Annotated in this window: 16 protein-coding genes; 2 read left to right on the top strand and 14 right to left on the bottom strand. The window is 32.1% G+C overall.

Annotated features, from left to right (window positions below; translation table 11 throughout):
* Positions 1-110: 110 nt before the first annotated feature.
* The 3 genes from ACQ654_RS02580 to ACQ654_RS02590 all read right to left on the bottom strand — a co-directional run bounded on the left by ACQ654_RS02580 (position 111) and on the right by ACQ654_RS02590 (position 3150).
* The gene (locus ACQ654_RS02580; RefSeq protein ID WP_430408750.1) at positions 111-995 is read right to left on the bottom strand and encodes a LytR/AlgR family response regulator transcription factor; all 885 of its coding nucleotides are present in this window, start codon (positions 993-995) and stop codon (positions 111-113) included.
* Positions 996-1169: 174 nt separating this feature from the next.
* Complete coding sequence (locus tag ACQ654_RS02585) at positions 1170-1388, bottom strand: hypothetical protein (protein WP_430408751.1); 219 nt, start codon at positions 1386-1388, stop codon at positions 1170-1172.
* Between the two features lie 103 nt (positions 1389-1491).
* Positions 1492-3150, bottom strand: a complete 1659-nt coding sequence (locus ACQ654_RS02590) for a helix-turn-helix domain-containing protein (protein WP_430408752.1) — start codon at positions 3148-3150, stop codon at positions 1492-1494.
* 303 nt (positions 3151-3453) lie between these two features.
* Here ACQ654_RS02590 and ACQ654_RS02595 point away from each other — a divergent pair, with 303 nt between their 5' ends.
* Positions 3454-3681 carry a hypothetical protein gene (locus tag ACQ654_RS02595; protein ID WP_430408753.1) on the top strand — a complete coding sequence of 76 codons (228 nt, stop codon included), beginning with the start codon at positions 3454-3456 and terminating at the stop codon, positions 3679-3681.
* 400 nt (positions 3682-4081) lie between these two features.
* Positions 4082-4267: a hypothetical protein gene (locus tag ACQ654_RS02600; RefSeq protein ID WP_430408754.1), complete on the top strand. Its 186-nt coding sequence runs from the start codon at positions 4082-4084 to the stop codon at positions 4265-4267.
* 168 nt (positions 4268-4435) lie between these two features.
* Here the strand turns inward: ACQ654_RS02600 and ACQ654_RS02605 are convergent, their stop codons facing one another.
* The 11 genes from ACQ654_RS02605 to ACQ654_RS02655 form a co-directional block, all read right to left on the bottom strand.
* Positions 4436-5095, bottom strand: a complete 660-nt coding sequence (locus ACQ654_RS02605) for a 4'-phosphopantetheinyl transferase family protein (RefSeq protein ID WP_430408755.1) — start codon at positions 5093-5095, stop codon at positions 4436-4438.
* A 10-nt stretch (positions 5096-5105) separates the two neighbouring features.
* The gene (locus ACQ654_RS02610; protein WP_430408756.1) at positions 5106-6470 is read right to left on the bottom strand and encodes a hypothetical protein; all 1365 of its coding nucleotides are present in this window, start codon (positions 6468-6470) and stop codon (positions 5106-5108) included.
* A gap of 76 nt (positions 6471-6546) precedes the next feature.
* Positions 6547-7908, bottom strand: a complete 1362-nt coding sequence (locus ACQ654_RS02615) for a hypothetical protein (protein WP_430408757.1) — start codon at positions 7906-7908, stop codon at positions 6547-6549.
* Between the two features lie 50 nt (positions 7909-7958).
* Positions 7959-9341 carry a hypothetical protein gene (locus tag ACQ654_RS02620; protein ID WP_430408758.1) on the bottom strand — a complete coding sequence of 461 codons (1383 nt, stop codon included), beginning with the start codon at positions 9339-9341 and terminating at the stop codon, positions 7959-7961.
* A gap of 79 nt (positions 9342-9420) precedes the next feature.
* Positions 9421-11367, bottom strand: a complete 1947-nt coding sequence (locus tag ACQ654_RS02625; RefSeq protein WP_430408759.1) for an alpha/beta fold hydrolase — start codon at positions 11365-11367, stop codon at positions 9421-9423.
* Positions 11368-11404: 37 nt separating this feature from the next.
* Complete coding sequence (locus ACQ654_RS02630; RefSeq protein WP_430408760.1) at positions 11405-15820, bottom strand: amino acid adenylation domain-containing protein; 4416 nt, start codon at positions 15818-15820, stop codon at positions 11405-11407.
* Between the two features lie 134 nt (positions 15821-15954).
* Positions 15955-17589, bottom strand: a complete 1635-nt coding sequence (locus tag ACQ654_RS02635) for a cyclic peptide export ABC transporter (RefSeq protein ID WP_430408761.1) — start codon at positions 17587-17589, stop codon at positions 15955-15957.
* Positions 17590-17710: 121 nt separating this feature from the next.
* On the bottom strand, positions 17711-18439 hold the full coding sequence (locus tag ACQ654_RS02640) for a thioesterase II family protein (protein ID WP_430408762.1): 729 nt from the start codon (positions 18437-18439) through the stop codon (positions 17711-17713).
* Between the two features lie 84 nt (positions 18440-18523).
* Positions 18524-20923 carry a TonB-dependent receptor domain-containing protein gene (locus ACQ654_RS02645; protein ID WP_430408763.1) on the bottom strand — a complete coding sequence of 800 codons (2400 nt, stop codon included), beginning with the start codon at positions 20921-20923 and terminating at the stop codon, positions 18524-18526.
* A 14-nt stretch (positions 20924-20937) separates the two neighbouring features.
* The gene (locus ACQ654_RS02650) at positions 20938-22584 is read right to left on the bottom strand and encodes an MBL fold metallo-hydrolase (RefSeq protein WP_430408764.1); all 1647 of its coding nucleotides are present in this window, start codon (positions 22582-22584) and stop codon (positions 20938-20940) included.
* A 238-nt stretch (positions 22585-22822) separates the two neighbouring features.
* On the bottom strand, positions 22823-24397 hold the full coding sequence (locus tag ACQ654_RS02655) for an NAD(P)-binding domain-containing protein (RefSeq protein ID WP_430408765.1): 1575 nt from the start codon (positions 24395-24397) through the stop codon (positions 22823-22825).
* Between the last annotated feature and the right edge of the window lie 6 nt (positions 24398-24403).

The raw sequence follows: 24403 nt of genomic DNA on the forward strand, positions 1-24403 counted from the left end.
CAGTTTGTAGTTATTGTGTGCTTTAAAACTTATCTCAATATTACCCTGTTTTTGAGCTATTTGAAAAAAAATGTGATGAATGAAGGTGTTTTGTGACGAATGAAGTTCTTTTATTTTTTAGAAGATTCTAAGTGTGAAAAAATTTCCTTGGCATAACTTTTACTCACAGGAATTCCATCTTGTAATTGATCTAAATTTAGTACTATTCGTTGTGAATTTCCTTTGTAAGATGTCACTTTTTGAAGATTTACATAATATTGACGATGACATTTGATGATGAAATCATAAGGTGCTAATTTTTCAGCAATAAAACGTAATGACGCTCGTAGCAGTTGCGCTTTTTTATCTCCTATGGAATATATTTCAACATAATTACCAGAAGCTTTTACATATCCAATTAAGGAAGGAGTTACTTCAATACATTGGTTTACTACTGGCGATTTTAAGATTATTTTTTTGTCTGCAACTCGTTGTTGTGCTTCTATGGTTGATGCAATTGCCACTGTATGTGCTTGATGGACAAGTTTGCTAGTATTTAATTTATCTAACAATAGTGTAATGATAAATAGTGGAACGCCTATCATTATTGATCTTGGAATCGTTACAAATAGATAGTAACTGGTTTCAACTTCACCAACATCCATCATAAAACGATGATAAACAGTACCTATACAACCAGCAATGCTCATTATGCCAACAAGCAATAACCAATGATGGTACGTTTTCCAAGGTCGTTTTTCATTAGCAAACTTAAGTCTACGAAAAATTAACCAATATACTGTATAGATTACAACAGCCGTATTGATACCATATCCAAGTTGAATGATTTGTATTGGAATTTTAAATTTTGGAATCGCCAAATAGTTGTCATACGGATCAAATATGTAGACAAAAGCCGTGAGTACAATTCCTATGATAATAGAAAGTTTTAGATAATACGACTTGTTATCAATGAGTTGATGTTTTTGTTGAAAGTAGTAGGTTAATTTCTCCAAAATTGTGGTCAGTTATGTTTAAAAACGTTCCTTAAATTTACAACAATGTTTTCTTTTTTTATAGGTTATTACATACACATTGTGATGAATTGATTGATTTTGTGATGAATTTCAGTAAAAAAGTATTCAAAATCACACCTGCGTAACCTTGAATACTTTCTAATGGTTGAAGTATTAACAATACATCAAACAACTATCACTAGGTATATAATTATCTGTATTTGTTCTGTCATCCGTCATATCCGAAGGTGGTTCTGTATTTAAAGATCCACAGGTTTCATCTGGATTGTTTACATTACTTTCTAAATCTGTTCCACCAACTATTTTTTGTATGTTGGATAGATTTACAATTTTTGTTTTATTTAATACGAATACTTTCGATCGCTTTTTCATAAATATGATTTTTTGAGTTTTGCAATGAAACTAAAAAAAATACCGTGTTTAAGTGCTATATTTTTACATGATAAAGTACATATTCATGAATCTGTACTTTTTTTTAAGCTTTTGAGTCTTTGATTACTTTTCGTAATTGCCTAACAAAATAAGAAGGTTTAATTCCTTTCATGTTGTAAAATGCTTTTGAAAAAGATTGCACATTGTTAAAACCAACCTCAGCCGCAATTGCCTTTATGGTATACCGTATGTATGTTGGATTGTTTTTAAGTTGCTCAATTGCATATTCAATACGTAATTGATTGATATAATTTGAAAAAGAGCACTTTTTATAATGGTTTACTATTTTAGAAAGATAGTTTGGATTGGTATTAAATTCTTTTGCTAACAAATTGAGTGTAATTTGATTTGATGTAAATTGGGCTTCCTGTTCAAATATTTCTAGTTTTTGTAATATACCATCAATAATATCTTCTGGAACTGCAATTTTATGTTCTTTTGTAGACTGATTTTGAATATTTACATTGGTTTTTGATGCGTTGATCGCTTCTTTAAATCGAAGTTGATATACTTTTTGCTTTCGATATTGTATCGCAAAACCAATTCCCAATACAAGGATTAATATAAATAATACAATTACAATTGTTCTAAATCGTTCTTTTTGTTGTTGCTTTTGTGATAGTATCGTTTCTTTTTCAGCTTTTAATTTAGGAATATCATATCCTTTAAAAATTAATTTATTCAAATACAACTCGTCTGCTTTCAGAATACTATCAACTTTTATCATTTGATTTTTATAGATAAGTTGCTTTTCTAAATCATTTTTATTTTTATAATACGTATCTAAACGCACATATGCTTTTCTAGTAATTGGAAAGATTGATTGTGTTTTTTGAAAGATAGAATCAACTTTTTTATAATACTGAATAGCTTTTTGTTGTTGATTGATGGCAAAATATATTTCACCTGCGTAATAATATACAAACGCTAACTTATCATCATCCTGAACATTTTCGAAGTATGGAATGTATCTTGAAATGCTGTCAATGGCTGTTTGGTACGTTTTTTTATGAAAATGTGTGACGCCTTGATTGAATCCAAAATGATTTTTATACGATTCCTGCTGCAAACGTATTGCTTCTTTATATCCGAGTTTATTATAATAACTGGCAGAATCTGTATGTTTTATATCATTAAAAATATTTGCGAATGCTCTAATTGAATTAAGGTACGTTATCGTCGTAACTGCTTCTTGATTCTTTTTTACATACATATAATTTTTTCTGTACAATTCTAATGCTTCTTCTATATTTCCCATACGCCTTTTTACAATTCCCAAATTATAATTGGCACGCGCAACCATTCCTTTTTGATCAAACTTTTGCGCGTAATTGTAAAATTGAAGATAATTATCTAATGCGCGCTGGTAAGCACGTTTTTGATAATAAAAGTCTCCTTTTTTTTCATAAGCAATTGCTGGATAATATGTATTTGGATTTTCAGCAGTTAAAGCTATAATACTGTCACTGTACGCCAACACATATTCATCAGTATATGTTAAAGATAGCATGCGATATGCTTGAAGCGTTCTGGAGATATTGTTTTCATTTTTAGCTTTTTCGCGAAAGCATTCGGCAAAAAAGATCTTTTCTTGCTTTGTTTTAGCATCTGAAAACATATTGCTAATCTCATTGTAATCTTTAGTTTCTATAGCTGTATCAACTGCTACATCTCTACAAGAGAAGCAGAAAAAAAACGTCAAGAGTAGTAGCGATTGAAAACTTACTTTTCGAAATGAAAATTGGTTTTCCTTTATAAAATATGAGTTCAAGATGGTAGCCTTTTTCTGTTAGATAAAAAAATGATAACTAAAAGTACTGTTTTTTGAAGAAAAAAGTACAGATTCATGAATCCATACTACAGATTCATGAATCTTACATACTATGTTTTGCATGTCTATTGTATGAGTTGTTGCTTTGTAATGCATTGACTTAATACTCTCAGACACAAACAGTAAGTGTCGTAAACTGTTTACTGTTATATCAATTATAAAAATTTTAGATTCATGAAAAAAAACATTTTAAACATCGGAACTATTTTGAACAAGGAAGAACAAAGAAAAATTAATGGAGGTGATGGCTTAACAAATCGTCAAGAGTATTGTGCGTCACTTTCTATTGTATATCATTCATTGACAAATGATCCGGAAGGTGATGGAATTAGTATGGAAAACTACCTATTATCAGAGCAAACATTAGCGCAATGGCACAGAGAATGTGAAGGTGTAAACTAATGCAATTTGTTATTGCTAATAAATTAAATAACCTACCAAGTAAAGACTTTGGGAGTCATCTCAAAGTCTTTATCATTAATAAATATACCTACGATGAAAATTTTCATCATTTATGAACCAATTAAATTTACCATTTATGAAAAAAGTTAAAACCAATCATTTATCAATTCAGAAAAAAACGATTTCCAATTTGAACAAAACGCGTGTCAAAGGTGGAACTAACATTCCTTTCACGCAAAATCATTTAGATTCTAGATGTGTTTGCCGCACAGATGCTTATTTGTGCTTAATGTCTTTTCCTTATTGTATCTCTCAACCTTGCTAAACTAAATTGACGCATACATATACAGCGAGTTATTTTTTGTACTCGTTATACAATTAACTTTTAAATTTAAATAACATGAAACAACACATTTTGAGTATCGGAACAGCATTGACAAAATCAGAACAACGCACTATTTACGGTGGTTTTGGAGAAGAATGTGAACCATTATTAGGTTCTTGTACAAGTGACGAACAATGTCATCCTGTACATAACGGTTTTCGCGCTTATTGCGAGTTTGGATGTTGTGTAACTCCAATCTAAAAACTATTTATGTGCCCTTAATTGGTATCACATACTAGTTAATTATAATTTTTGTAAAAATAACAGCCTCAGTATTACCTTTAAAAGATACTGCTGAGGCTTCAAATCAATACGTAAAATAGCAAACTATTTTCAAAACGAATTAGCAATAATTTGTAGACTTTTTTTCTATAGTTTAAAATGTAATTGATCTACTTTTAGCGGTTCAAGTATCGTAGCATCTAGTTCTTCTTTAAATGCGATATGACATTTGTAATTTTTATCTAAGATAATTTCTTTTAAAAAGAAATCTTCATTGTTAATGTTCACCTGATCATTACTGATTTCAAACGAGTTTAAAGGAATAGAAAATCCTTTTCCACTTGCTTTTACAACGGCTTCTTTTTGTGTCCAATATTTAAAAAAAGCTTCTGTTTTGTTTGTAGCAGTATCAATATTGTCCCATTCGGATGTTGTCATTTGTGTTTTAAAATCTTCAATATTAACATTGTGCATTTTTTCTATATCAATTCCTATTTCGGAAGTGTTTGTAAGTACACAAATTACAATATGTCCTGAATGTGATATGTTAAAATTTATTTGTTGCTCTTTCAGTTTTGGTTTGCCATAAGCAGAGTATTCCAAAAGTTCTTCAATGTGTATTCCTTTGTTAATTTTTTTTAATCCATGTTGTAGTAATAGTCTTCCAAGTAAAGATAGTTGTGCGTCTTCCCAGCGTTTGTATTTTACGATTCGCTCTCGGAATTGTTTGGGGAAGTCGGATAAGTATTTTTCAATTAGTTGTTCATGATTCTCTTTTAATATGTAGGTAAAGTATATTTGGGTCATTTTTATTTTTTTAAGAGATACATTCGTACACTATTGCCTCAACGGCTCCTGTTGCGGCATTAATTACTCCCGAAGTCGTTTTTTCTTCCGACATCCGTACCCATGAACCTCCATACGTGTCTCCAAAACCGAACGATCCCCATATAAGTTTATGTGGTGTCCAGGCATTTTCTTTATTTGGTGCTAATAAGTTTAATGAATCGCTAAATTTTTGTGCAATGTATTTTTTATCATTTAAAGCTTCTTTTATTGCATTTTCCCAATCAGTTTTTGATGTAAATTTTCCAATAAAAACATCTTTTCCTTGTAAACCATCTATAATTTTAATTACAAATTTGTCTTTATTTTCTTTGAGTAATTCAATAATGTTTTGCGTTTTTCCTTCATACAAAACTTCTATATCTTCTATTACTTCAGTCCAAGGAATGTAGTGTAAAACCAATTCATTTTGTGTTCCTTCAAATTTACCTTCACTGGCAAGTTTGCGTAATATGGTAAGATTTCTTTTGTCACGCATAAACGTTGTACCTAAATGATCTGGAAAATATACCATATTCATAATGAAACTCCGAACTAAATCAGCCGACATGTTTTGCTGTGCAAAGTCTAAAATTAATACGCTATGGATACAGTTTTCTTTAAAATATAAACCATCACTTTGCATTTTTAAGGAAGTTATTGCATCCATGTATACGTTTCCTATTTTCCCAATACGCTGTAATTCTTTTTGTAATAATTCGTTAAAGAAGTCTTTTACTGTTGCATTTTGAGATTCTCCAGCTCCAGCATCAGATACTAAAAAAAGATTGATTTTAGAACTTTTTGTTTGCGTGTATGCTAAAATTTGTGCTACAATGAATTGAATATATAAGTTTTGTGATTTATGAAACGTAAACTGCTTTCGCGTTGTGGTATTTGATAAGACATTGTGTGTGTTTCGGACAGATGGTTCAAAGTTTTGCAACCCAATTCCTCCTATGGAAGATCCTAAATTTATTTCTAATACTTTGAAACCAGTTTCGGTTAGAGTCAAATCTAATCGGGAACTTACAGGAACTTCTCGTTCTTGACACATCATAGAGTATTGCGCAACCATTTCATCTCCATTAAAGTAGAAATCTGCAATTTTTTTGATATCATCCTGAAAGTAAAGTTTTGGGATTTTTTGTAATAATTTTGGAATTAACGTACTAACCTCTTCTAATTTTTGACTGTTTTCTTTACTCAAAATTACTGGATACGAGGATATTGGATATTTATAGTTTCGAAAAACGGCTGTAATATCTTCACTGTCTGTGTTGATTAATGGTTTAATTGTGTCATTGGATTGCTCCATAAAGGCTTCATATCGATCTGATAGAATTGTTTGTTTCATGTATGGTAGTTTTACTGTTTATTTTAAGAATAGATTTTATAGAAAACATGATGAATTTCTTTTGAGAGTTCCCTAATTATGACGCTTCATACACAATTGCTTCTACAGCTCCTGTTGCCGAATTAATGACTCCTGAAGTCGTTTTTACAGGTGACATACGAACCCACGAACCTGCGTAAGTATCGCCAAAACCAAAAGATCCCCAAACCAATTTTTGTGGAACCCATTCATTTTCTTTGTTTGGTGCAAGCAAATTCAATGAATCACTGAATTCTTGCGCAATGTATTTTTTACTTTGTAAAGCTTCTGCAATTGCTTTTTTCCAATCAGTCATTGACATAAATTTTCCGACAAAAACATCTTTTCCCTGTAAACCATCTATAATTTTGATGACAAACTTGTCTTTGTTTTCTTTTATGAGTGTTATAATATTTTGTGTTTTGTTTTCGTACGTTACCATTGCATCTTCAACTATTTCCGTCCAAGGAATGTATTCCAACACCAATTCATTTTGTTTACTTTCAAATGTACCTTCATTGGCAAGTCTGCGTAACAGGGCAAGATTCCTTTTATCACGCATAAACATGGTTCCTAAATGATCTGGAAAGTAGACTGTATTCATAATGAAACTCCGAAATAAATCAGGTGAAATGTTACGCAATGCAAAGTCTAAAATTAATACACCATGGATGCTGTTTTTTTTATGATATAAGCCATCAATTTGCATTTTTAAGGAAGCAATTGTATCCATGTACACATTTCCTGTTTTTCCAATACGCTGTAATTCTTTCTGTAAAATCTCGTTAAAAAAGCTTTTTACAATTTCTCTTTCAGATTTGTCCGCATTGACATCATACACTAAAAATAAATTGATTTTAGAACTTTGTGTTTTTGTGAATTTTAGAATTTGTGTTACAATAAATTGAATGTACAAATCTTGCGTTTTACGAAATATAAACTGTTCTCCTTTTGTTGTATCTGATAAAACAGTGTGTTTGTTTCGAATGATAGGTTCAAAATTTTGCAATTCTACACCTCCAATTGACGATCCCATATTTACTTCCAATACTTTAAAACCTGTTGCTGTTAAGCTTAAATCTAACCGGCAACTTATGGGAACTTCTTGTTCTTGACACATTAACGAAAACTGCGCAACTACTTCATCACCATTAAAATAAAAGTCTGCTATTTTCTTGGTATCATTTTGAAAATAAAGCGCTGGTATTTTTTGTAATAATTTAGGAATTAATGTACTTACTTCTTCTATTTTTTGACTTTGCTTTTTATTCAGAATTACTGGATATGAAGATATTGGATATTTAAAATTGTGAAAAACTGTTGGGATTTCATCTATATCTATTTTTATTAATGGATGAATCGTTTGATTGGATTGTCCCATAAATGCTTCATATGCATCAGATAAAATTGTTTGGTTCATGCGTGCTAGTTTTACTAATTTAGAGAAATTACTATATGCGAATGGAATGCTTATACGACTTCGTACACAATTGCTTCTACAGCTCCTGTTGCTGAATTGATGACGCCAATATCTGTTTTTACTTCAGACATTCGAACCCAAACACCTCCGTACGTTTCGCCAAATCCGAATGCGCCCCATATGAGTTTGTGCGGCGTCCATTCTTTTTGCTTATTTGGCGCTAAGAAGTTTTTAGATTCGCTAAATTCTTGTGCAATAAAAGCTTTGGTTTTTATGGCTAATGCTAACGCATCTTCCCATTCTTTTTGAGATAAGAATTTACCAATAAAAACATCTATTCCTTGAAAACCATTGGATGCTTTTATTACAAATTGATCTTTGTGTGTACGTATGAGTTCGGATAGTTTGTGCTTTTCTTTTTTAAATAGTACTTCTTGATTTTCATGTTTTATCATGGAAGTCCAAGGAATACAACTTAGTATTAATTCGTTTTCTTGTTCATCAAATTTTTCTTGTTCAGCTAGCGTTCTTAGTAATCCTAAGTTTCTTTTGTCACGTATGATGGAAACTCCTAAATGGTCTGGAAAGTGAATACGATCCATTATGAACGCTCGGAAAATATCTGGAGATACGTCTTCCGTATTTAAACTTAGTAATAATACACAGTGTATGATTTCGTTTTTAAATTGTAAGTCGCCATTGATAAGTTTTAAATCTGAAAGTGCTCCTGAAACTACTTTTCCTTTTAGTTTTCTTTTTGTGAGTTCAGCATGAAGCATTTCATTAAAAAAGTCTACACTGTATTCTTTGAGAATTATTTCCTCTACGTGAGAGAGTTCTATAAAGACATTAATTTCATCACTTATAGTTACATATTTCAATATTTCATCTATGAGAAATACAACATATAATTGTTGAATGTTTTTAGAGTGAAAGTTCGTTGCTGTTACCGAATTGGATAGTTTCGAATGTATTTTTCGTATGATAGGTTCAAAACTTTGCACCTGCCAACCTCCAATGGAAGAACCAATATTTGCTTCTAATACTTTAAATCCGTCCGTTGTGAGTGTTAAATCTAATCGGCAACTTACATCAATGTTTTTGCTGTTTGCCATGAGTGCAAATTGTGCTAACATTTCGTTTCCATCAAAGTAGAAAGCTGCTATTTTCTTTACATCATCATTAAAGTATAGTAACGGAACTTGATTTAGTAGTTTGGGTAGTTTTACACATAATTCTTCTAACCTAGAACTTGTTTCTTTTCCCAATAAAACCGGCCATGGACTTACCGGATATTCATAGTCTTTAAATATGTTAGGAACTTCTTCTACATCAGTATCTACCCATTTAGGGATATTTGCATACGCTTCCGTTACAAAGTCGTTGTAATTTTCAGAAAGTATGGTTTCTATTATGGTTTCTTTAAGTAACATGGCATTTATATTTTTGATCGGTTTTTAGTTGAAGTAGTTTTTACTTTTTAAGATTTACTTTTGTAGATTGTTATGTTGTCTAAAAAGCTAAAACTCCCCAATACACTAAGTACGTAGCAAGTAACGCGTTAGAGAATATGATGGTGAACATAATGCTTCTGTCCGTTATTTTTTTGAGTCGCACAATGAAATAGACTATCGTTATGACCAGTAATATTCCAAATATCAACAATCCCGTAAATATGATGCTGTATGCGTTTGGCAGTCCAAAAGCGAGAATGTAGTAGTTTTGATCAGCTACATTTCCTAAGGCAATTATTAGTCCTATAAAACATAGAATTCCAACAAAAGACGTGAGAACACCAAGCGATCGCATTATTTTATCTGAGACAATTGTATATTTTTTCTTGATTATTTTAATTAGATGTGCAAAGATGAAAGCAAGCATTACACCTAAAGCAACAATTAACGGAAATAGGAAAAATGGATTGAACTGGTTTATACTAGTTCCCATTTTTGAAACACCACCATTTAGCGTAATATTTTTCACCAAGTTTATTTTTTTAGCAGTTGTATACGCGTTTGTATCAGGTTTTTGAGTTGGATTTGTGATGAACGCTGTGGTTATTTTATCGCCTATTTTGGTAAAACTAGGCACATGTCCGTACGTTGTTGCATCAATGGAATATGCCGTTTTGAATTTTTTAGCCAATGCCGCACCGTTTTCTTCAGGTGTTATCGGATCGTATTCTCCTGCAAATATGATTACTGGAAAAGATTGTTCGGCTAAGTTTGTTAGGTCATATTTCATTACTAAAGAATCATTTTTCTTAGCATTCCATTCGTCACATACTTTAAAATCTGATTTGTAGAATGATATTCCGCCATCAAGTTTTTTGTATTGCGAAGCATTAGTTTTGTATGCTTCAAACGAATTGTTTGGTAATGTTTCATTACAACTTACACAATAATACACTCCGTAATCCATGTTTAATAGACTAGAAAATGCGGCAACTAAATTTCCTAACGCTTTTTCATTTCTGTTATTAAATTGAGTAATTAGTAACGGAATTACTTCTACCAATTGCTTGTGATATAACGCTTGTTGAATGGCTACTTTAAAATCTTCTGCATTGTAGGTAAATTTTCCTGTTGTAATAAGTTTTTCTTCAACATCTACTTCTATTGGATTTTTTTCTAATGCAGCAATCGTTTCGTAATACAGGTCTTCTAAGTTAGGGTATTCTCCATTGCATTCTGGATCGTTTTCACAAAGTTCAAATACTTTGGAAAGACTTCCGATATAGTTACTTGTATTTTTTGTGTAATAGGTATTTATATCTTCTACAGAAGAATCGAGTATGAGCGATTTTATATCTTCTGGAAATGTACTTGCATATACTTGTGCCATAAAAGTTCCGTACGAAACACCATAAATATTCCATGTAGTATGTCCTAATTTTTCTTTCAACGCGTGCAAATCTTTTGCCACAGATAAACTATGATACGTGTCTACATCGATACCTTTGCTAATCAGTTCGCGTTTACAAGCCATTGCGGCGGCGGCTTTTTGTGTTTCATCTTCTTCTTCTGTTTGATTTTTGGCAAGAATGTTAAAAAACTTCTGACCTAATTCTGGACACAATCGAGGTTCCGAATATCCAGTTCCACGCATGTCAAACAATATAATATCATTCGTTTTTCGAAGTGGATGATTGGTCCAATTCCAAATGTTTCCAACACCGCCTGCGCCTGGTCCACCTTGCACAAATACGATTGCTTCAGCGTTTTTATTAGTTCCAGTACTTTTTAGTATTGCAACTGCTATTTTAACTTTATTTTCCGTAGGGTTCTCCCAGTTTTCTGGAACAGTAAGATATCCCCAATTTACATTTCTACTAGCTAAACTTGTAGAATCGCGGTGAAAACTTTTTACTTCTTCAAAAACAATGTCTTGCCCAAACATTCCTATTGAATATAGAACGAACAGTAAACTTATGGTGATTATTTTTTTATGAAAATTCATGATTTTTGATCCGATTTGTGTTGGTGTTAGGTTATTTTTAAAAGTTAAAATCTATATCAATTACTTCTTGCTTTTCAAATGCTAAAGCAGTCGTAATATCAGCTATTGTAAGATTTGTGTTTGTGATAATTTGTGTAATAATTTCCTTATATTTTAAGAATAGAAGTTCTATTGTTTCCGCTTCAAAAGCCGTTGTGTTATAATGTACTATTGTGCTTAGTTGTTTTTCGCTTTGTATGAAATTGATCAATAACGGAAGTCTGTTGTAACTTGTGTTTGTAAGTTGCAAAACCAAATCTAACGCAGGTGTTACAGATATGTTTTCATAGTTAAACGATGGTGTTTGCAATGCCATTAACACGTCTAAACGCAAGTCATTTTGTATTTCAGCAGGAATGTCTTGATGCGCATCAATATTTAGTAGGTTTTCGTGTGTTTTTGCAAGTATTAATTTTACTCTTTCATCAGAATCTATACGAGTCCGTAGTGGAACCGTTTTTACAAACATTCCTATTTGCTCTTGTAATTCTGACCGTGTTCTTCCTGAATTTACAGTACCAATACAGATATCGTTGTGTGCATACATTTTGTGTACTAATACATTGAATGTTGTAACTAAAAAAGTATGAAGCGTTATGTTTTGTGCTTTGACAACTTCAAGTATTGATGTTAAAAAATCTTCATCCCAAACACATTTGTATTCAGCGGCTTTCGCAAGTTCGTCAGTATCAATGTTTGACTGTACAGTAGACTTCCATTCGTAGTTTTTAAGGTATTCTTTCCAAAATTTTTGATTCCTGTCTTCCGTTTGCGCTGCTACTTTTTGTTGCCAAACTGCATAATCTTTGAATTGAAATTCTAATGTGTCATTTTCAACAATACTTTCAGAAAGTCGTTTTTTGTAGTTTGTAATCACTTCGTTTATCAGTAATTCCAATGACCATCCGTCCATTATGATATGATGCGTAACAAATAGTATTGTTTTTTCAGTTGCTACATAAGCAACTCTAAGTAACAAGTCTGTTTCTAAGTTAAACTCTTTGTATATATAGGCTTCGATAGTGTTTTCTTCCGAAAAATTAAGATCAATTTTAAACTCAACCAACTCATTACTAACAACTTTTTGATGTGGAGTTCCAGCAATTTCGATGAAATTAGTTCGTATGATTTCATGTTTCTGTATACTATTTTTAAATGCTTTTTCAAACAATTCAACATCAATTTCACCTACAATTTTGTATACCGCTGGCATATTGTATGCTATCGATTTTTCCTTTTTCTGAGAAGCCAACCAAACTCCATATTGTGCCGTTGTTATTGGATATTCCGTTTGTGTTGCCGCTTTTTCCAGTGAAATTGCAGTTTGTGTTGTATTTCGATCTAAAAAACTTGCCAATGTAGCTACCGTTGGATACTCAAAAATCGTTTTTAATGATAGTTGCTGTTGCAATTCTTTTTCAATACGGTTAATGAGTTTTACTGCATTTAAAGAATGTCCGCCAAGCATGAAGAAGTTAGCATTGCTACCAATGTTTTCTTTTAATTCTAGAATTTCAGTAAAATATGTTGCTAGTGTAATTTCGGTTGCTGTTTCCAGATTTTCGTTCGTTGCATCACTTGTAATTTGCTGTACTTGTTGTTGTGACAAACTTTTTCTATCTACCTTTTTATTTGGCGTTAGTGGAAAACGTTCTATCGGAAGTATTGTGTACGGAATCATGTATTCAGGCAATTCTTTACGTAATTCTTGAATAATTGCAGCCGTATCTAGTTTGGTTTCGCTTGGAACTATATATGCAATTAATACCGCTTCTTGATCATTACTTTTTTTAGCAATTACAACCGCTTCTTTTACGGTATTTAGTTGATTGAGTTTGGTTTCTATTTCGCCAAGTTCTATACGATAACCTCTTATTTTTACTTGATAATCATTTCGTCCTAAGAATTCTATTTCACCTTTAGCGTTCCACTTTCCTAAATCACCCGTTTCATATATTTTTTGAGTAGCATCAAACGGATTTGTGATAAATTTTTCTGCGGTTAGACTGTCATTTTTATAATATCCTTGCGCTAATCCGTCACCACCAATATAAATTGCTCCTGTACTTCCAATTGGCAAAAGTTGTAGGTTTTCATCTAAAATATATAATTGCGTATTGTCTATAGGTTTTCCTATGCATGAAGCTTCTTCCGCCTTTTCAATTTTTTTGATACTCGACCAAATTGTCGTTTCTGTTGGCCCATACATATTCCAAACTTCGCCACAAGTGGTTACTAACTTTTCAGCCAATGCGGTACTTAACAAATCGCCACCACATAACACTTTTAAGTCTTTATTTCCTGTCCAGCCAGCATTGAATAGTAGTTGATAAAAACTAGGCGTAGCTTGCATTACACTCGGATTTACATTTTTTAAAGCTGTTAGAATTTGCAATGGGTTTGATAATAACTCTTTCGTTGCAACGTGTACTGTAGCTCCAGAAATTAAAGGTGTGAAAAATTCTAAGATTGAAATATCAAACGATTGTGTTGTTACAGAAAATAATACGTCTTCATTGCTGATTTTTGGTTGTTTTTGTATGCTTAACAGAAAGTTTAACAACGCTTGATGTCCTATACTTACACCTTTTGGATTTCCTGTAGAACCTGAAGTGTATATGATGTATGCCGTTTGTAAAGCGTTGATTTTTGGTAATTGAGCATGTATGTTTTGTTCTTGTATTGATGAAAAAGTTACAAAATTGGCTTTCGTATTTATTTTATGTGCTAAATTAGCTGTTCCAATGATGCATTTTACTTCGCTATGCGCTACAATGTATTCTAGCCGTTCTTGAGGAAATTCAGGATCTAATGGAATGTACGCATGTCCCGATTTTAGAATTCCTAGCAAGGTGACAATCAAATCAGCCGAACGTGCTAATAATACCGCAATTGGAGCTATATTTCCTTCCTCATGAAAATGTGTTGTTATGTAATTTGCAACACGATTTGATCGTTCATTTAGTTCTTTATAGCTATATTTTTCTTTTCCATCAGTAACTGCAATTTGTGTTGCGTTTTGAGCTACTTGTTTTTGAAAAAATGATAGTAATGTTTCTTCTTTAGGATACGTTGCTTCTGTTGCATTGAAAGCATGTAATAATTCTTGTTGTACACTTGTTGTGAGATAGTTGCAATCACTTAATTTTTCTTTCGGATTTTCACAAATCGTCACAATCAATTCTTCAATATGATTTCCTATTTGGTGTATTGTTGCTTCGTCGAAGTAATTGATGTTGTAATCTAAATCAATTTTCACATCTTCTAACGCATCAAATTCACGAATGTACACAGCTAATGCGACACGTTCAGATTCATGCGTCATTGGAATTACAGACGTTTTTGTTCCATGAAAATGATCTGCATAGTTTTGTTTTTCATACGATAAAGTAATGTTGAACAATCTGTCTTTATCCTGAAAAATATTGAGTTCTTGAATCAATTTCCCTAATGGAAAACGTTGGTGTCGATAGTCTTGACGTAATTGTTGTTTGATGGCTAAGATTAACTCTTCAAATGTATCTTCGAAGTTCAGTTGCATGCGCAATGCAGCAACTCCCATAAAGAGTCCGACCGTTTTTTTGAAAATAGATTTTCCTCTGTTTAGTACTGGAAGTCCAATTGCAAAGTCTTTGTTTTGATGTTTTCTTCCAAAGTAGAGGTATAAAATTCCTAGTATAACATGAAATGTAGAACAGCGTGAAGCTTTGGCAATTGTTTCTAGTTTGTTGTAAACTGAGCGTTTGATAAATAATTCTTTTCGCTTGCTTTTATTTATGTGAACTGTTTCGTCAATTCTTTCAAAGATACGTTCAGGTAAGTGTTGAAATTTATTTTTCCAATAGGTTTTGTCTGAATTAAAATCTTCTGATTCAGCATATTTTTTATCATCAATTACAAAATCTGTATATGAATATGGATATTCCGTTACTACTGTTCCTGTTTCAATGAGTTCGTTGTAATTTTTAACCAAGCGTTGAAACATTATTGAAGTTCCCCAACCATCTGTAATGATGTGATGATACATTGAGAAAAGGTAGTACAACTCGTCGCTTACTTTTAGTAAAACAAACGTGTGTAGTAATTCTTCTTTGTCGAAATTGAATGCTTTTTGAAACGTTTCCTGCATGTAGCTTTCTGCCGTTTCTTTTGCATTGTTTTCGCTTGAAAAATCTATATAGCCAAGTACAGAATTATGTGTTGGCAAGATGTCTATTTCGGCAGTTGCACCCGAATTTTTAATAATACTTCGGTACGCATCATGCTGCTCAATTAGTGCAATATATGCTTGATTAAAAACCTCATATACAACATTCCCTTCAATTATTATCTTAGCACCAATATTGTATATTGGATCGTTTCGATATAAAAGTTGCTCAAAGTAGACATCTTGTTGTGGTAGTGTTAGTTTCATCTAAAAAATGGTTTAGAGATTATATACTTCATACCGTTTTCACTTTAAAATTACGCACAAAAAAGAAGGCTTTTATTGTATAATTTTAAAGCAAAACTGATATGAAATCTTAAAAAGAAAGTGCATTTCTTTTATTATACCCAGAAGTTTTCAGTAAGTTCTTCTTTGTTGCTTACGTGTACATCTTTTACAATTTTTCCATAATCGAACTTTACAATTCGGTCAGCATGTTTAAAGTATGCATCATCATGTGTTACTGCAATGATTGTTTTTCCTTCTCTTTTTAGTTTCGGAATTAATTCTTCGTAGAAATATTTTCTGAAATGCGGATCTTGATCAGCTGCCCATTCATCTATTACTAGAATTGGTTTTTTCTCTAATAGTGCAAAAATCATAGACATTCGTTTGCTTTGTCCTTTGGAGAATTTACGACGTGCAGATGTTTCTTTATCATCCGTTATTACTTTATCTAACTGCATTGTTTTTAGTAAATCGCTATATTCTTTATTGTCTTCCAGATTGTAATTGTCGTAGTTGTTTGAAAAAATATGATTGTTTGTAAAAATTGCGGCAATTGAATCTTGTAAGTCTTGTTTTATTCCCGATTTTAACGTGTTGTTGACAATTATTTCTCCTTTACTTGGCTCGTATAATCCGGTTAGAATGTTGATAAATGTACTTTTTCCAGAACCATTTCCACCAACAATAAATATAACTTCTCCTCTATTTACTTCAAAATTGACTGGTCCTAATTCGAAAGCTTTGTCATTGTTATCACTTTTATAACTAAAACAGATGTCTTTAAAAGACAAGTTTTCAAACGATACATCTTGTGTGTCTTCAATTTTGATGGTTGCATCTTCAATTTGAAAATCTTTCATGAAGTTTTTTATCCTTCCCATTGCCACCATAAAACGTGTGTACGATTGTTGCAAGTTGATTAAATTGTTTATAGGTCCTGAAATGAACAGAATAACTACAATGTATGCGATAACATCTTTTTGTTCAAGTAAGCCAAGTGCTGGCAAACCAAACATAATTGCCGCAATAACAAAGTATAAACCGTATTGACTAATCATATTGATGGAAAGAAATACATAGTTGATTCTGAAATCTAACCCTTCCGAGTTGTCACGATTAGGTCCTAAATGTTTTTCCATGATGTTTTTTCGGCGAGAAGCACTTAGTTTTAGTTCTTTAAACCCAGAAATTAAATCTGTTACATAGTTATAGTAGTATTCGTTTTGTTTTCGAAGTAACGAAACTTCTTTCGACATAGAATTCATCACAATGAAATAGCAAACTGCTACTAAAATGATGAGTACAACTACAATTAACGCCGCAGAAACTGAGAGTGTAAACATGTAAATAACTCCCAAAATCAACATTAGCAGAGAACTTACTGTGTGTGTTACCGTATATGGAAAGTTTGAGAAAATCCGCAAATCTTCCATTGCTGTAAAAAAACGTTGTGTACCGTGTTTTTCAAGCATTGTTAATGGTGCTTTTAGGATTTGATTGAATAAGTTTTTCTCGTTTTCGTAGAGTACTTTAAATGTGAATTGATTCAATCTTTTTTGAAAGATGATATTCAACAAATAAGCATAACATACAATAGCAAGAAATACAATAACAGTGTAATCCTTTAGAAATACTTTGTTTCCTGCGAGAACATTATTAATGATAAATATGATCCCAAAGTTTAAAACTGTGTTTGGAATTGCATATAAGATTAAATAGATAATGTTTTTAGATTTTAATTTCAACATTTTCTTGAGTGTCGTTAGATTATAGATGAGTATCTATAATTGATTTATAGTAATGCGTTGGTTACGCTGGTAATTTTTATATAATTTTGATCGTGTAAACGTATGATCAATACTGTAAACATTAGTACAATGCTGGACTTTGCGTATACTTTAGAATGATTTCTGATAGTTGTACTGCATTTTGATGTATGAAAAAGTGATTGCCTGATAAGATACTATGTTGGAAACCGCTTTTTGTAAAGTTTTTCCAGTTATCAATACATTCATTTTGCCATTCTTCAGTGCCCATAATTGCATGAATTGGTGTGTTTATTTTCAATCCTTTTTCAGAAAAATCATCATTTTCCAATACTTTGAAATCTGCACGCATTATAGGACCAAAAAACTCGTATAATTCTTGATTGGTTAATACTTCTTCAGGAACGCCACCAAGTTTTCGAAGTTCTTTTTTAAAGTCACTATCGTTCATTAAGTATCGCTTTTGCTGGTTTTCCGCAGTTTCCTTTATGCCAGGACCAGGATTTCCAGAAGTTATTAAAATGACTGGCGAATCACCTGAGTTTTCCATTTCTTTCGTTATGGATAATCCTAATGTTGCGCCCATACTATGTCCGTAAATCAAATAAGGTTTTGAATTTCTCAGATTCTTTATTTGTTGTACATAATCGTGAATAGCGGCTTCTTTTGATGAAATACATGCTTCACTGTGTCGCCTTCCTCTACCGGGTAATTCAAGGGCATGGAATTCAATTGCATTGGAAATTGTCAATTGTTTTTTTAGAAAATCGTATGAATACGCGCTTCCTCCAGCAAAATGTAATAGTATTATTTGAAACTTTTCGGCTTTCATGTTGCTATTTTTTAGTGTATCCCAATAGAAAGACTCTACACATTACATGCAGAGTTTTCTAAGGTTCTTAGCACATTCAATAAACTAGTTTCTGTTTCCAGTATTTTCGTAACGTTCTCTAAATTTCTTGTTCGTGAATTTGTACACTAACGTAATATTAAAACGTTCTTGATTACGCTTTAATCTTCTGTTTAAAGAGTATTCTGGAGATGTTGTTAATTGTTTAAATATTCTTGAATCGAATATATTTTCTGCGTTCAATCCTACTGTTAAACGATCATTGAAGAATGTTTTGTTTAACGATAAGTTTAGGAAAGATACAGGTTTTGTAACCGTTTGTGCATTTTCAGTTCGTCCTCTATACAGCGTAAAAGCTTGTAATCTATAATCTTTTGGAAGTCTAAATTGTGCACTAAATTGTATTTGCAGTAATTGATCTGAAAAGTCAAAGTTTTGTCCTCCAAATTCTCCATCTTGATTAAATGCGTAGTAGTTAAAGTCCGTAAAAAGATTTAACCATTTTGCCGCTCTCCACATTACAGATAATTCGAAACCATAACGTTGTTCTGTGTCTAAGTTTACAGGAGCTGATGTAAATGAAGCATCTGCATTTTGAACAATTACATCTTGGAAAAAGTCTTTTATTCTTTTGTAATAGATTGATGAATTAACAGATACTTTATTGAATCGTTTTGAATAGTTTAATTCAAAAGCATTTGTATATGAAGGATTTAAATCAGGATTTCCAGTTGTTTGGAAGTTAAAATCTTTAATTTCTGTAAATGGATTTAAGTCGAATAGTGATGGTCTGTTAATACGTCTACTGTAACTTAATTGTAAGTTTTCTTTTTCAGAAATAGCATATCCTAAATTTATGGTCGGAAATAAATTGTTGTATTTTTTTGTGCTATTAAATACTTGATCTACATCTTCAATTTTTACCGTTGTATTTTCGTTTCTTAATCCAATTAAATAGTTAAACTTTCCTATGTCCGAACCATATTGAACATATGCGCTCGCAATTGTTTCGTTATATTCTAAATCATTATCCAATCCATTGAATACTTCCCAAACATTACCATTTAAGATTTCAGCTAAGAATTCGTTTGATACTTGGCGACTTTCTGCTTTTACACCAACTTCTAGTTTTGATTTTTCTCCTAAAGGTGTTACGAAATCTGATTGAAATACAAAATCTTTGTTAGAACTGTCATTGTTGGTTCGTAATTGGTCACCTTGAGATACTGTTGGAAAAACCATATCTGTATCTAAATTCCAATCTTTTTCACTTTCCCAGAAATCATATTGTAAATCTACAGAAAAGCGTTTTCCTTTTTTCTCATAACGCTTTGTGTAATTAAATTCTAATTGATTGTATCCTCTATTTTCTTCCGATTTACCATTACGAATGATAGAACTATCTAAATCATCATCTGTAAAGAAATTATAGTCAATACGTGTATCATCGGTATCTTTTGTTCCATTACGGAAAAAAGCCAATGTTAAACTACTATAATCATCAATGTAATAATCTGCTCCAACATACACCAAACGTCCATCATCATGTCTGTCTTCATTTTCAACTTGTTCTAAAGTTACATTTTGACCTAAACTTGTAGAAGTTTGTGTTGATTTGTACAATCCAATATAATCAGTAGATCTGAATCCTAAAGTAGAGAAGAAATTGAATTTTCCTACCTTAAAATTAAAGGTAGGATTTACACGAAAATCTTGCGGTGTTCCTGCACGCATCATTACTTGTCCATTAATTCCATCTCCTTTATTTTTCTTTAAAATTATGTTTAAGATTCCTGCCGAACCTGTTGCATCATAACGTGCAGAAGGATTGGTAATTACTTCAACTTTTTGAATGCTTGCCGCAGGAATTTGATCTAAAGCGTTGCTTAATGTCAATCCTGAACGACGTCCATTAATTAATACCGTTACATTGTTACTTCCACGTAAACTTACCACTCCATTAGGATCAACCGCTACAGAAGGTACATTGTTTAAGACATCAATTGCCGAAGAACTTTGCGCCAATACATCTCTACCAACAGTGAATACTTTTTTATCTCTTTTAATAGAGAACGTACTTTTTTCACCTGTAATGACAACTTCTTTTAATACGTTTTCGTCAAGTGCTAATGTTATGGTTCCCAAATCTACGCTTCTGCTTGTTGCTGTTAGCGTAACTTCTTTTGAGAAACCTTTGTATCCTGTGTAGCTAATTTTTACAGTGAGTTTTCCTAAAGGAATATCTTTTATTTTGAATTTCCCGTTGTCTTCTGTAATTCCACCAAGGAGAATCTCTTTATTTTCATTTTCTATGACAATCGTTGCATATGGCAATGGTTCCGATTGTTCGTCAGTGACTTTCCCAGAAATAATCCCAATTTTTGCACTTTTATTTTCCTGAGCATTCAGTCCAAGACTTATAAATAATAGTGCAAGTACAATTATTTTGTAGTTAGTTAATTTCATTTTTGTTTATTTTTTTAATGATTTGTTTCTGCTAGTATTGGGATTGTTTCACTATCGTTGTATTCAATAATTTTTTCACCAAATAATCGTTCTGGCACAATTCCTTTTTCTAAGCAATAGTCAATAAGCATATTAGATTGTACTATAGGCTCAGATTCGCTTGTGTATTTTATAGAACTGATATATTTTAGCCAAGGTTCCATTCCCATGGCATATACAAATACATTTTTAGGCATAAATACGTCTACTAACGCTCTGGCTTGTTCAAAATTACAACCTGCCAATCGGCGTGATTCGTCCATATCTCTTTGGATTGCATTCGGAATAATTGGTCCGTATAACCATGATAATGGCGCTCCATGACATTCCATGCCTAAGAAGATTACGTCAATGTTTCCAATAATTTTCTGAATTCGTTGGTATAGTTGTGGTGCTACATTACAAGAATCTGCGGCAAATAGTATTTTGTATCCGTCTTTAAATTCTACACTATGGCATATTTTACTTCGTACATCTAAATCGCAATGTTCTCCAATAAATGGCAATCCTGTAATAGAACAATCGTCAAATCGTAATACTTCCATTTCGCCTATTTCGATTACATTTTCAAAACCTAGTTTTTCAAACATGAGTTTTAAGCTTGGATCTTGAAGACTTCCGCCGCCAGATTTAGGCACAACTACATGTTTTATTTTGTTTCGTAAACGAAGTAATGTTTCAAATAGGATATGATCTTGATGATTGTGTGTAATTAGCACATAATCTATCGTTTCTGGTAAATCTTCGTATGAGAATCTTGAGATATCGGATTCATATCCATAACTTACTAAAGGATCAACAAGTATGGTTGTATCTTTCGTTTCTGTTAGGATACACGCATGTCCAAAGTATCGTGTTAGTACGCCGTCTCCATCATATTTGTTATATGGTTTTGGAGCTTCGGTAGTAAAGAAAGTTCTAAATAACGGATCGTCTTCAGAAGTAATATTGAAGATTTCTGCTATTTCTTTATATGTTTTTGGCGCTCTAGCCATTTCAAATAACAAGTCAATTTCTTTGCTTTTGAACGGCATTTCGACTCTTAATATTTCTGGTGAAGGCAATTTTGGCGTGCTTAATACAAATGATCTTGAATCATCATCTATAACTAAGAATAAATTGAAACTTTGGATGGCTTCATTGTAATATTCTGTTTCATACAAAAGTGCTTCAAAAAATCGAAATGATGGATTATCATTAATATCATATACTAATTCTACCAATCCTTGAAGATTTTCTGGTATTTTAGAATATAAATCATTCATTGAATATCCTTTTGCCGAATTTTTCAGCAATTCATTTAGTTCAAGTATTTCGTCATTTAGTTCTAATAGCGCCGCACAATCAGTTGTTGTTTTAGCTATTAAAGCTTTTATTTCGTCTACTCGCTTTCCACCGTAATCAATGAAAGGTCCACCAAGCATTTTTGGATTTTTTACTGCAGCCGCATGTATTTTTGGATTTTGAACATACGACTTCATTATTTTGAGATGTCTTGTCTTTATGTTCATTGCAGCTGTCGCTGGCGATACTATATGTGGCCACGCATACCAATTATCTATTAGTGGCTCTATGACTAAATTCGATTTAATGTATACTAAATCGTCATTATTTATATTCATAATTCTTTTATTAAAACGTTTATTATCTTAATCAATAATAAGTGTATGTATGCAATACAATTTCTTTAAAAGAGTCGTGACTATATGGTATACACGACTGACTTCAGAAATTGTTACACACTTTTCTTATTATTTTGATAGAAAAATTTTAGAAGTTATAAAGCAACATTAAATAATGCTTGCAGTTGCTATATATATACAACACAAACATTATTTAATACGCTATTTTTCAGTATAATTAGCTCATTGTAACTTCAGAAGCTTCTAATGCTGCTAATTCTTTTTTCATATATTTCTTTAATGGAATTACATGTCTTACTTCATCATTCCATTCTGATTCAAAATCTTCAATCATGTGATAGGTAGATTTTAATTCGCCATCAACATACTGTCTGATTATTGGGTGCAATCCTGGACTCATATGTGCATTGTCTACATCATCTTTGTGAACTCTTTCTACATTGAATACGCTTTTTGCTTTTTCAAAGAATTCGTTTCCGTATTCTAACGTAATCATGTAATATCTGTTCCCAAATTGATCTCTATTGTCTTTGATATAATCTACAGGAATGTCATATACAAGTTTCCAAGAGTTATCTTCTTCATTGATTACTAATGCGCTACCAATGAACCCAAATTGTTGCCATAAAGAAGAACTTTTGTTTACGTTTTCAACAATTTTATTTGAAACTTCCTCCGAAGAAATATAGTCTTTTCCGTATGCTGGCCATGCTTTTCCAAGTATTTTGTTTTCTAATATGTGAGCCAAACACTTACTGTTGTATCTAAATCCGTGGATAAATCCTGAAGTTGATTTTTGATAATCTCTCATTTGCGTAATTGTTCCTGCAAAGTATAGGCTATCAATGTTTGTAGATTCCCAGTTTGATTTTTGACTTGGGAATTTGTCTTTGATACTTAATTCTGGAGTGATACTTTCATGAAAGATACTACTGTCAAACATAAATCCAGCACATACAATGATTTCATCGTATATGATTTCTTCTACTTCTCCGTGTGCATTTCCGTATAGGAATGTTACATGGTATTTATCACCTTTCTTTTCAATTTTTGTCGCGTCAGCATTTAAAAGTGCATTCTGAGATTTTAATTGATACGTGTCTAAGAAGTTGTTGTTGATTGCTCGTAGGTTTCCAACAAAGTGTGTTTCCCAAGCCAGTTTTAATGGATGCGGGCTTGAACAGTGAATAAGTGTTGCATACGGAATTAACGCATCTGCTGTTTCTAATGCAGAGTTTCCTTTTCCAAAAATTAAAACACGTTTCCCTGTGTATTTTGCATAATCTGTATCCAAATCAACATAATTTGTACACATTTCTATGTTTTCAATTGGTGGCAAATATGGTTTTCTTAATCCTGTTGCAACTACTAATTCTTCACATTCGTACGTTCCTTCAGAAGTTTTTACAGTGAATGTTTCATCTTTAGTAACTAATTCTACTTCCGTGTTGTACTTGATGTTTAGGTTGTATGTTTCCGCATACTTTGCCATATAATCTAGAAGTACTTCAGTCCCTGGAAAATAGTCTTGTGAAAATTGAGAAAATAAGACTCCATAATCGTCAGCTAATAACGAATTCCAATCGAATCGCATGTTTACTTCAGGATCAGTATAGCCTGTGTTTACTTTGTTGATCGAGATTAGTTTTTTATGAATTGGAAACTTCTTGAAAAAGTGACCTGGTATGTCTGCTTTTTCAATTACAACATAATCAATATTACTTTTTTGTAAGTAATACGCTAATTGTAGTCCTCCTGGACCAGCTCCAATAATAATAACTTTTTTTTTCATTTGTGT

The sequence above is a fragment of the Kordia sp. genome, from assembly GCF_965283645.1.
GTDB lineage: Bacteria > Bacteroidota > Bacteroidia > Flavobacteriales > Flavobacteriaceae > Kordia.

What these genes read in the sequence shown, in the direction of transcription:
- ACQ654_RS02585 (WP_430408751.1), bottom strand. Translation starts at nt 1,388, where the DNA reads ATGAAAAAGCGATCGAAAGTATTCGTATTAAATAAAACAAAAATTGTA.
- ACQ654_RS02595 (WP_430408753.1), top strand. Translation starts at nt 3,454, where the DNA reads ATGAAAAAAAACATTTTAAACATCGGAACTATTTTGAACAAGGAAGAA.
- ACQ654_RS02600 (WP_430408754.1), top strand. Translation starts at nt 4,082, where the DNA reads ATGAAACAACACATTTTGAGTATCGGAACAGCATTGACAAAATCAGAA.
- ACQ654_RS02605 (WP_430408755.1), bottom strand. Translation starts at nt 5,095, where the DNA reads ATGACCCAAATATACTTTACCTACATATTAAAAGAGAATCATGAACAA.
- ACQ654_RS02610 (WP_430408756.1), bottom strand. Translation starts at nt 6,470, where the DNA reads ATGAAACAAACAATTCTATCAGATCGATATGAAGCCTTTATGGAGCAA.
- ACQ654_RS02615 (WP_430408757.1), bottom strand. Translation starts at nt 7,908, where the DNA reads ATGAACCAAACAATTTTATCTGATGCATATGAAGCATTTATGGGACAA.
- ACQ654_RS02620 (WP_430408758.1), bottom strand. Translation starts at nt 9,341, where the DNA reads ATGTTACTTAAAGAAACCATAATAGAAACCATACTTTCTGAAAATTAC.
- ACQ654_RS02625 (WP_430408759.1), bottom strand. Translation starts at nt 11,367, where the DNA reads ATGAATTTTCATAAAAAAATAATCACCATAAGTTTACTGTTCGTTCTA.
- ACQ654_RS02630 (WP_430408760.1), bottom strand. Translation starts at nt 15,820, where the DNA reads ATGAAACTAACACTACCACAACAAGATGTCTACTTTGAGCAACTTTTA.
- ACQ654_RS02635 (WP_430408761.1), bottom strand. Translation starts at nt 17,589, where the DNA reads ATGTTGAAATTAAAATCTAAAAACATTATCTATTTAATCTTATATGCA.
- ACQ654_RS02640 (WP_430408762.1), bottom strand. Translation starts at nt 18,439, where the DNA reads ATGAAAGCCGAAAAGTTTCAAATAATACTATTACATTTTGCTGGAGGA.
- ACQ654_RS02645 (WP_430408763.1), bottom strand. Translation starts at nt 20,923, where the DNA reads ATGAAATTAACTAACTACAAAATAATTGTACTTGCACTATTATTTATA.
- ACQ654_RS02650 (WP_430408764.1), bottom strand. Translation starts at nt 22,584, where the DNA reads ATGAATATAAATAATGACGATTTAGTATACATTAAATCGAATTTAGTC.
- ACQ654_RS02655 (WP_430408765.1), bottom strand. Translation starts at nt 24,397, where the DNA reads ATGAAAAAAAAAGTTATTATTATTGGAGCTGGTCCAGGAGGACTACAA.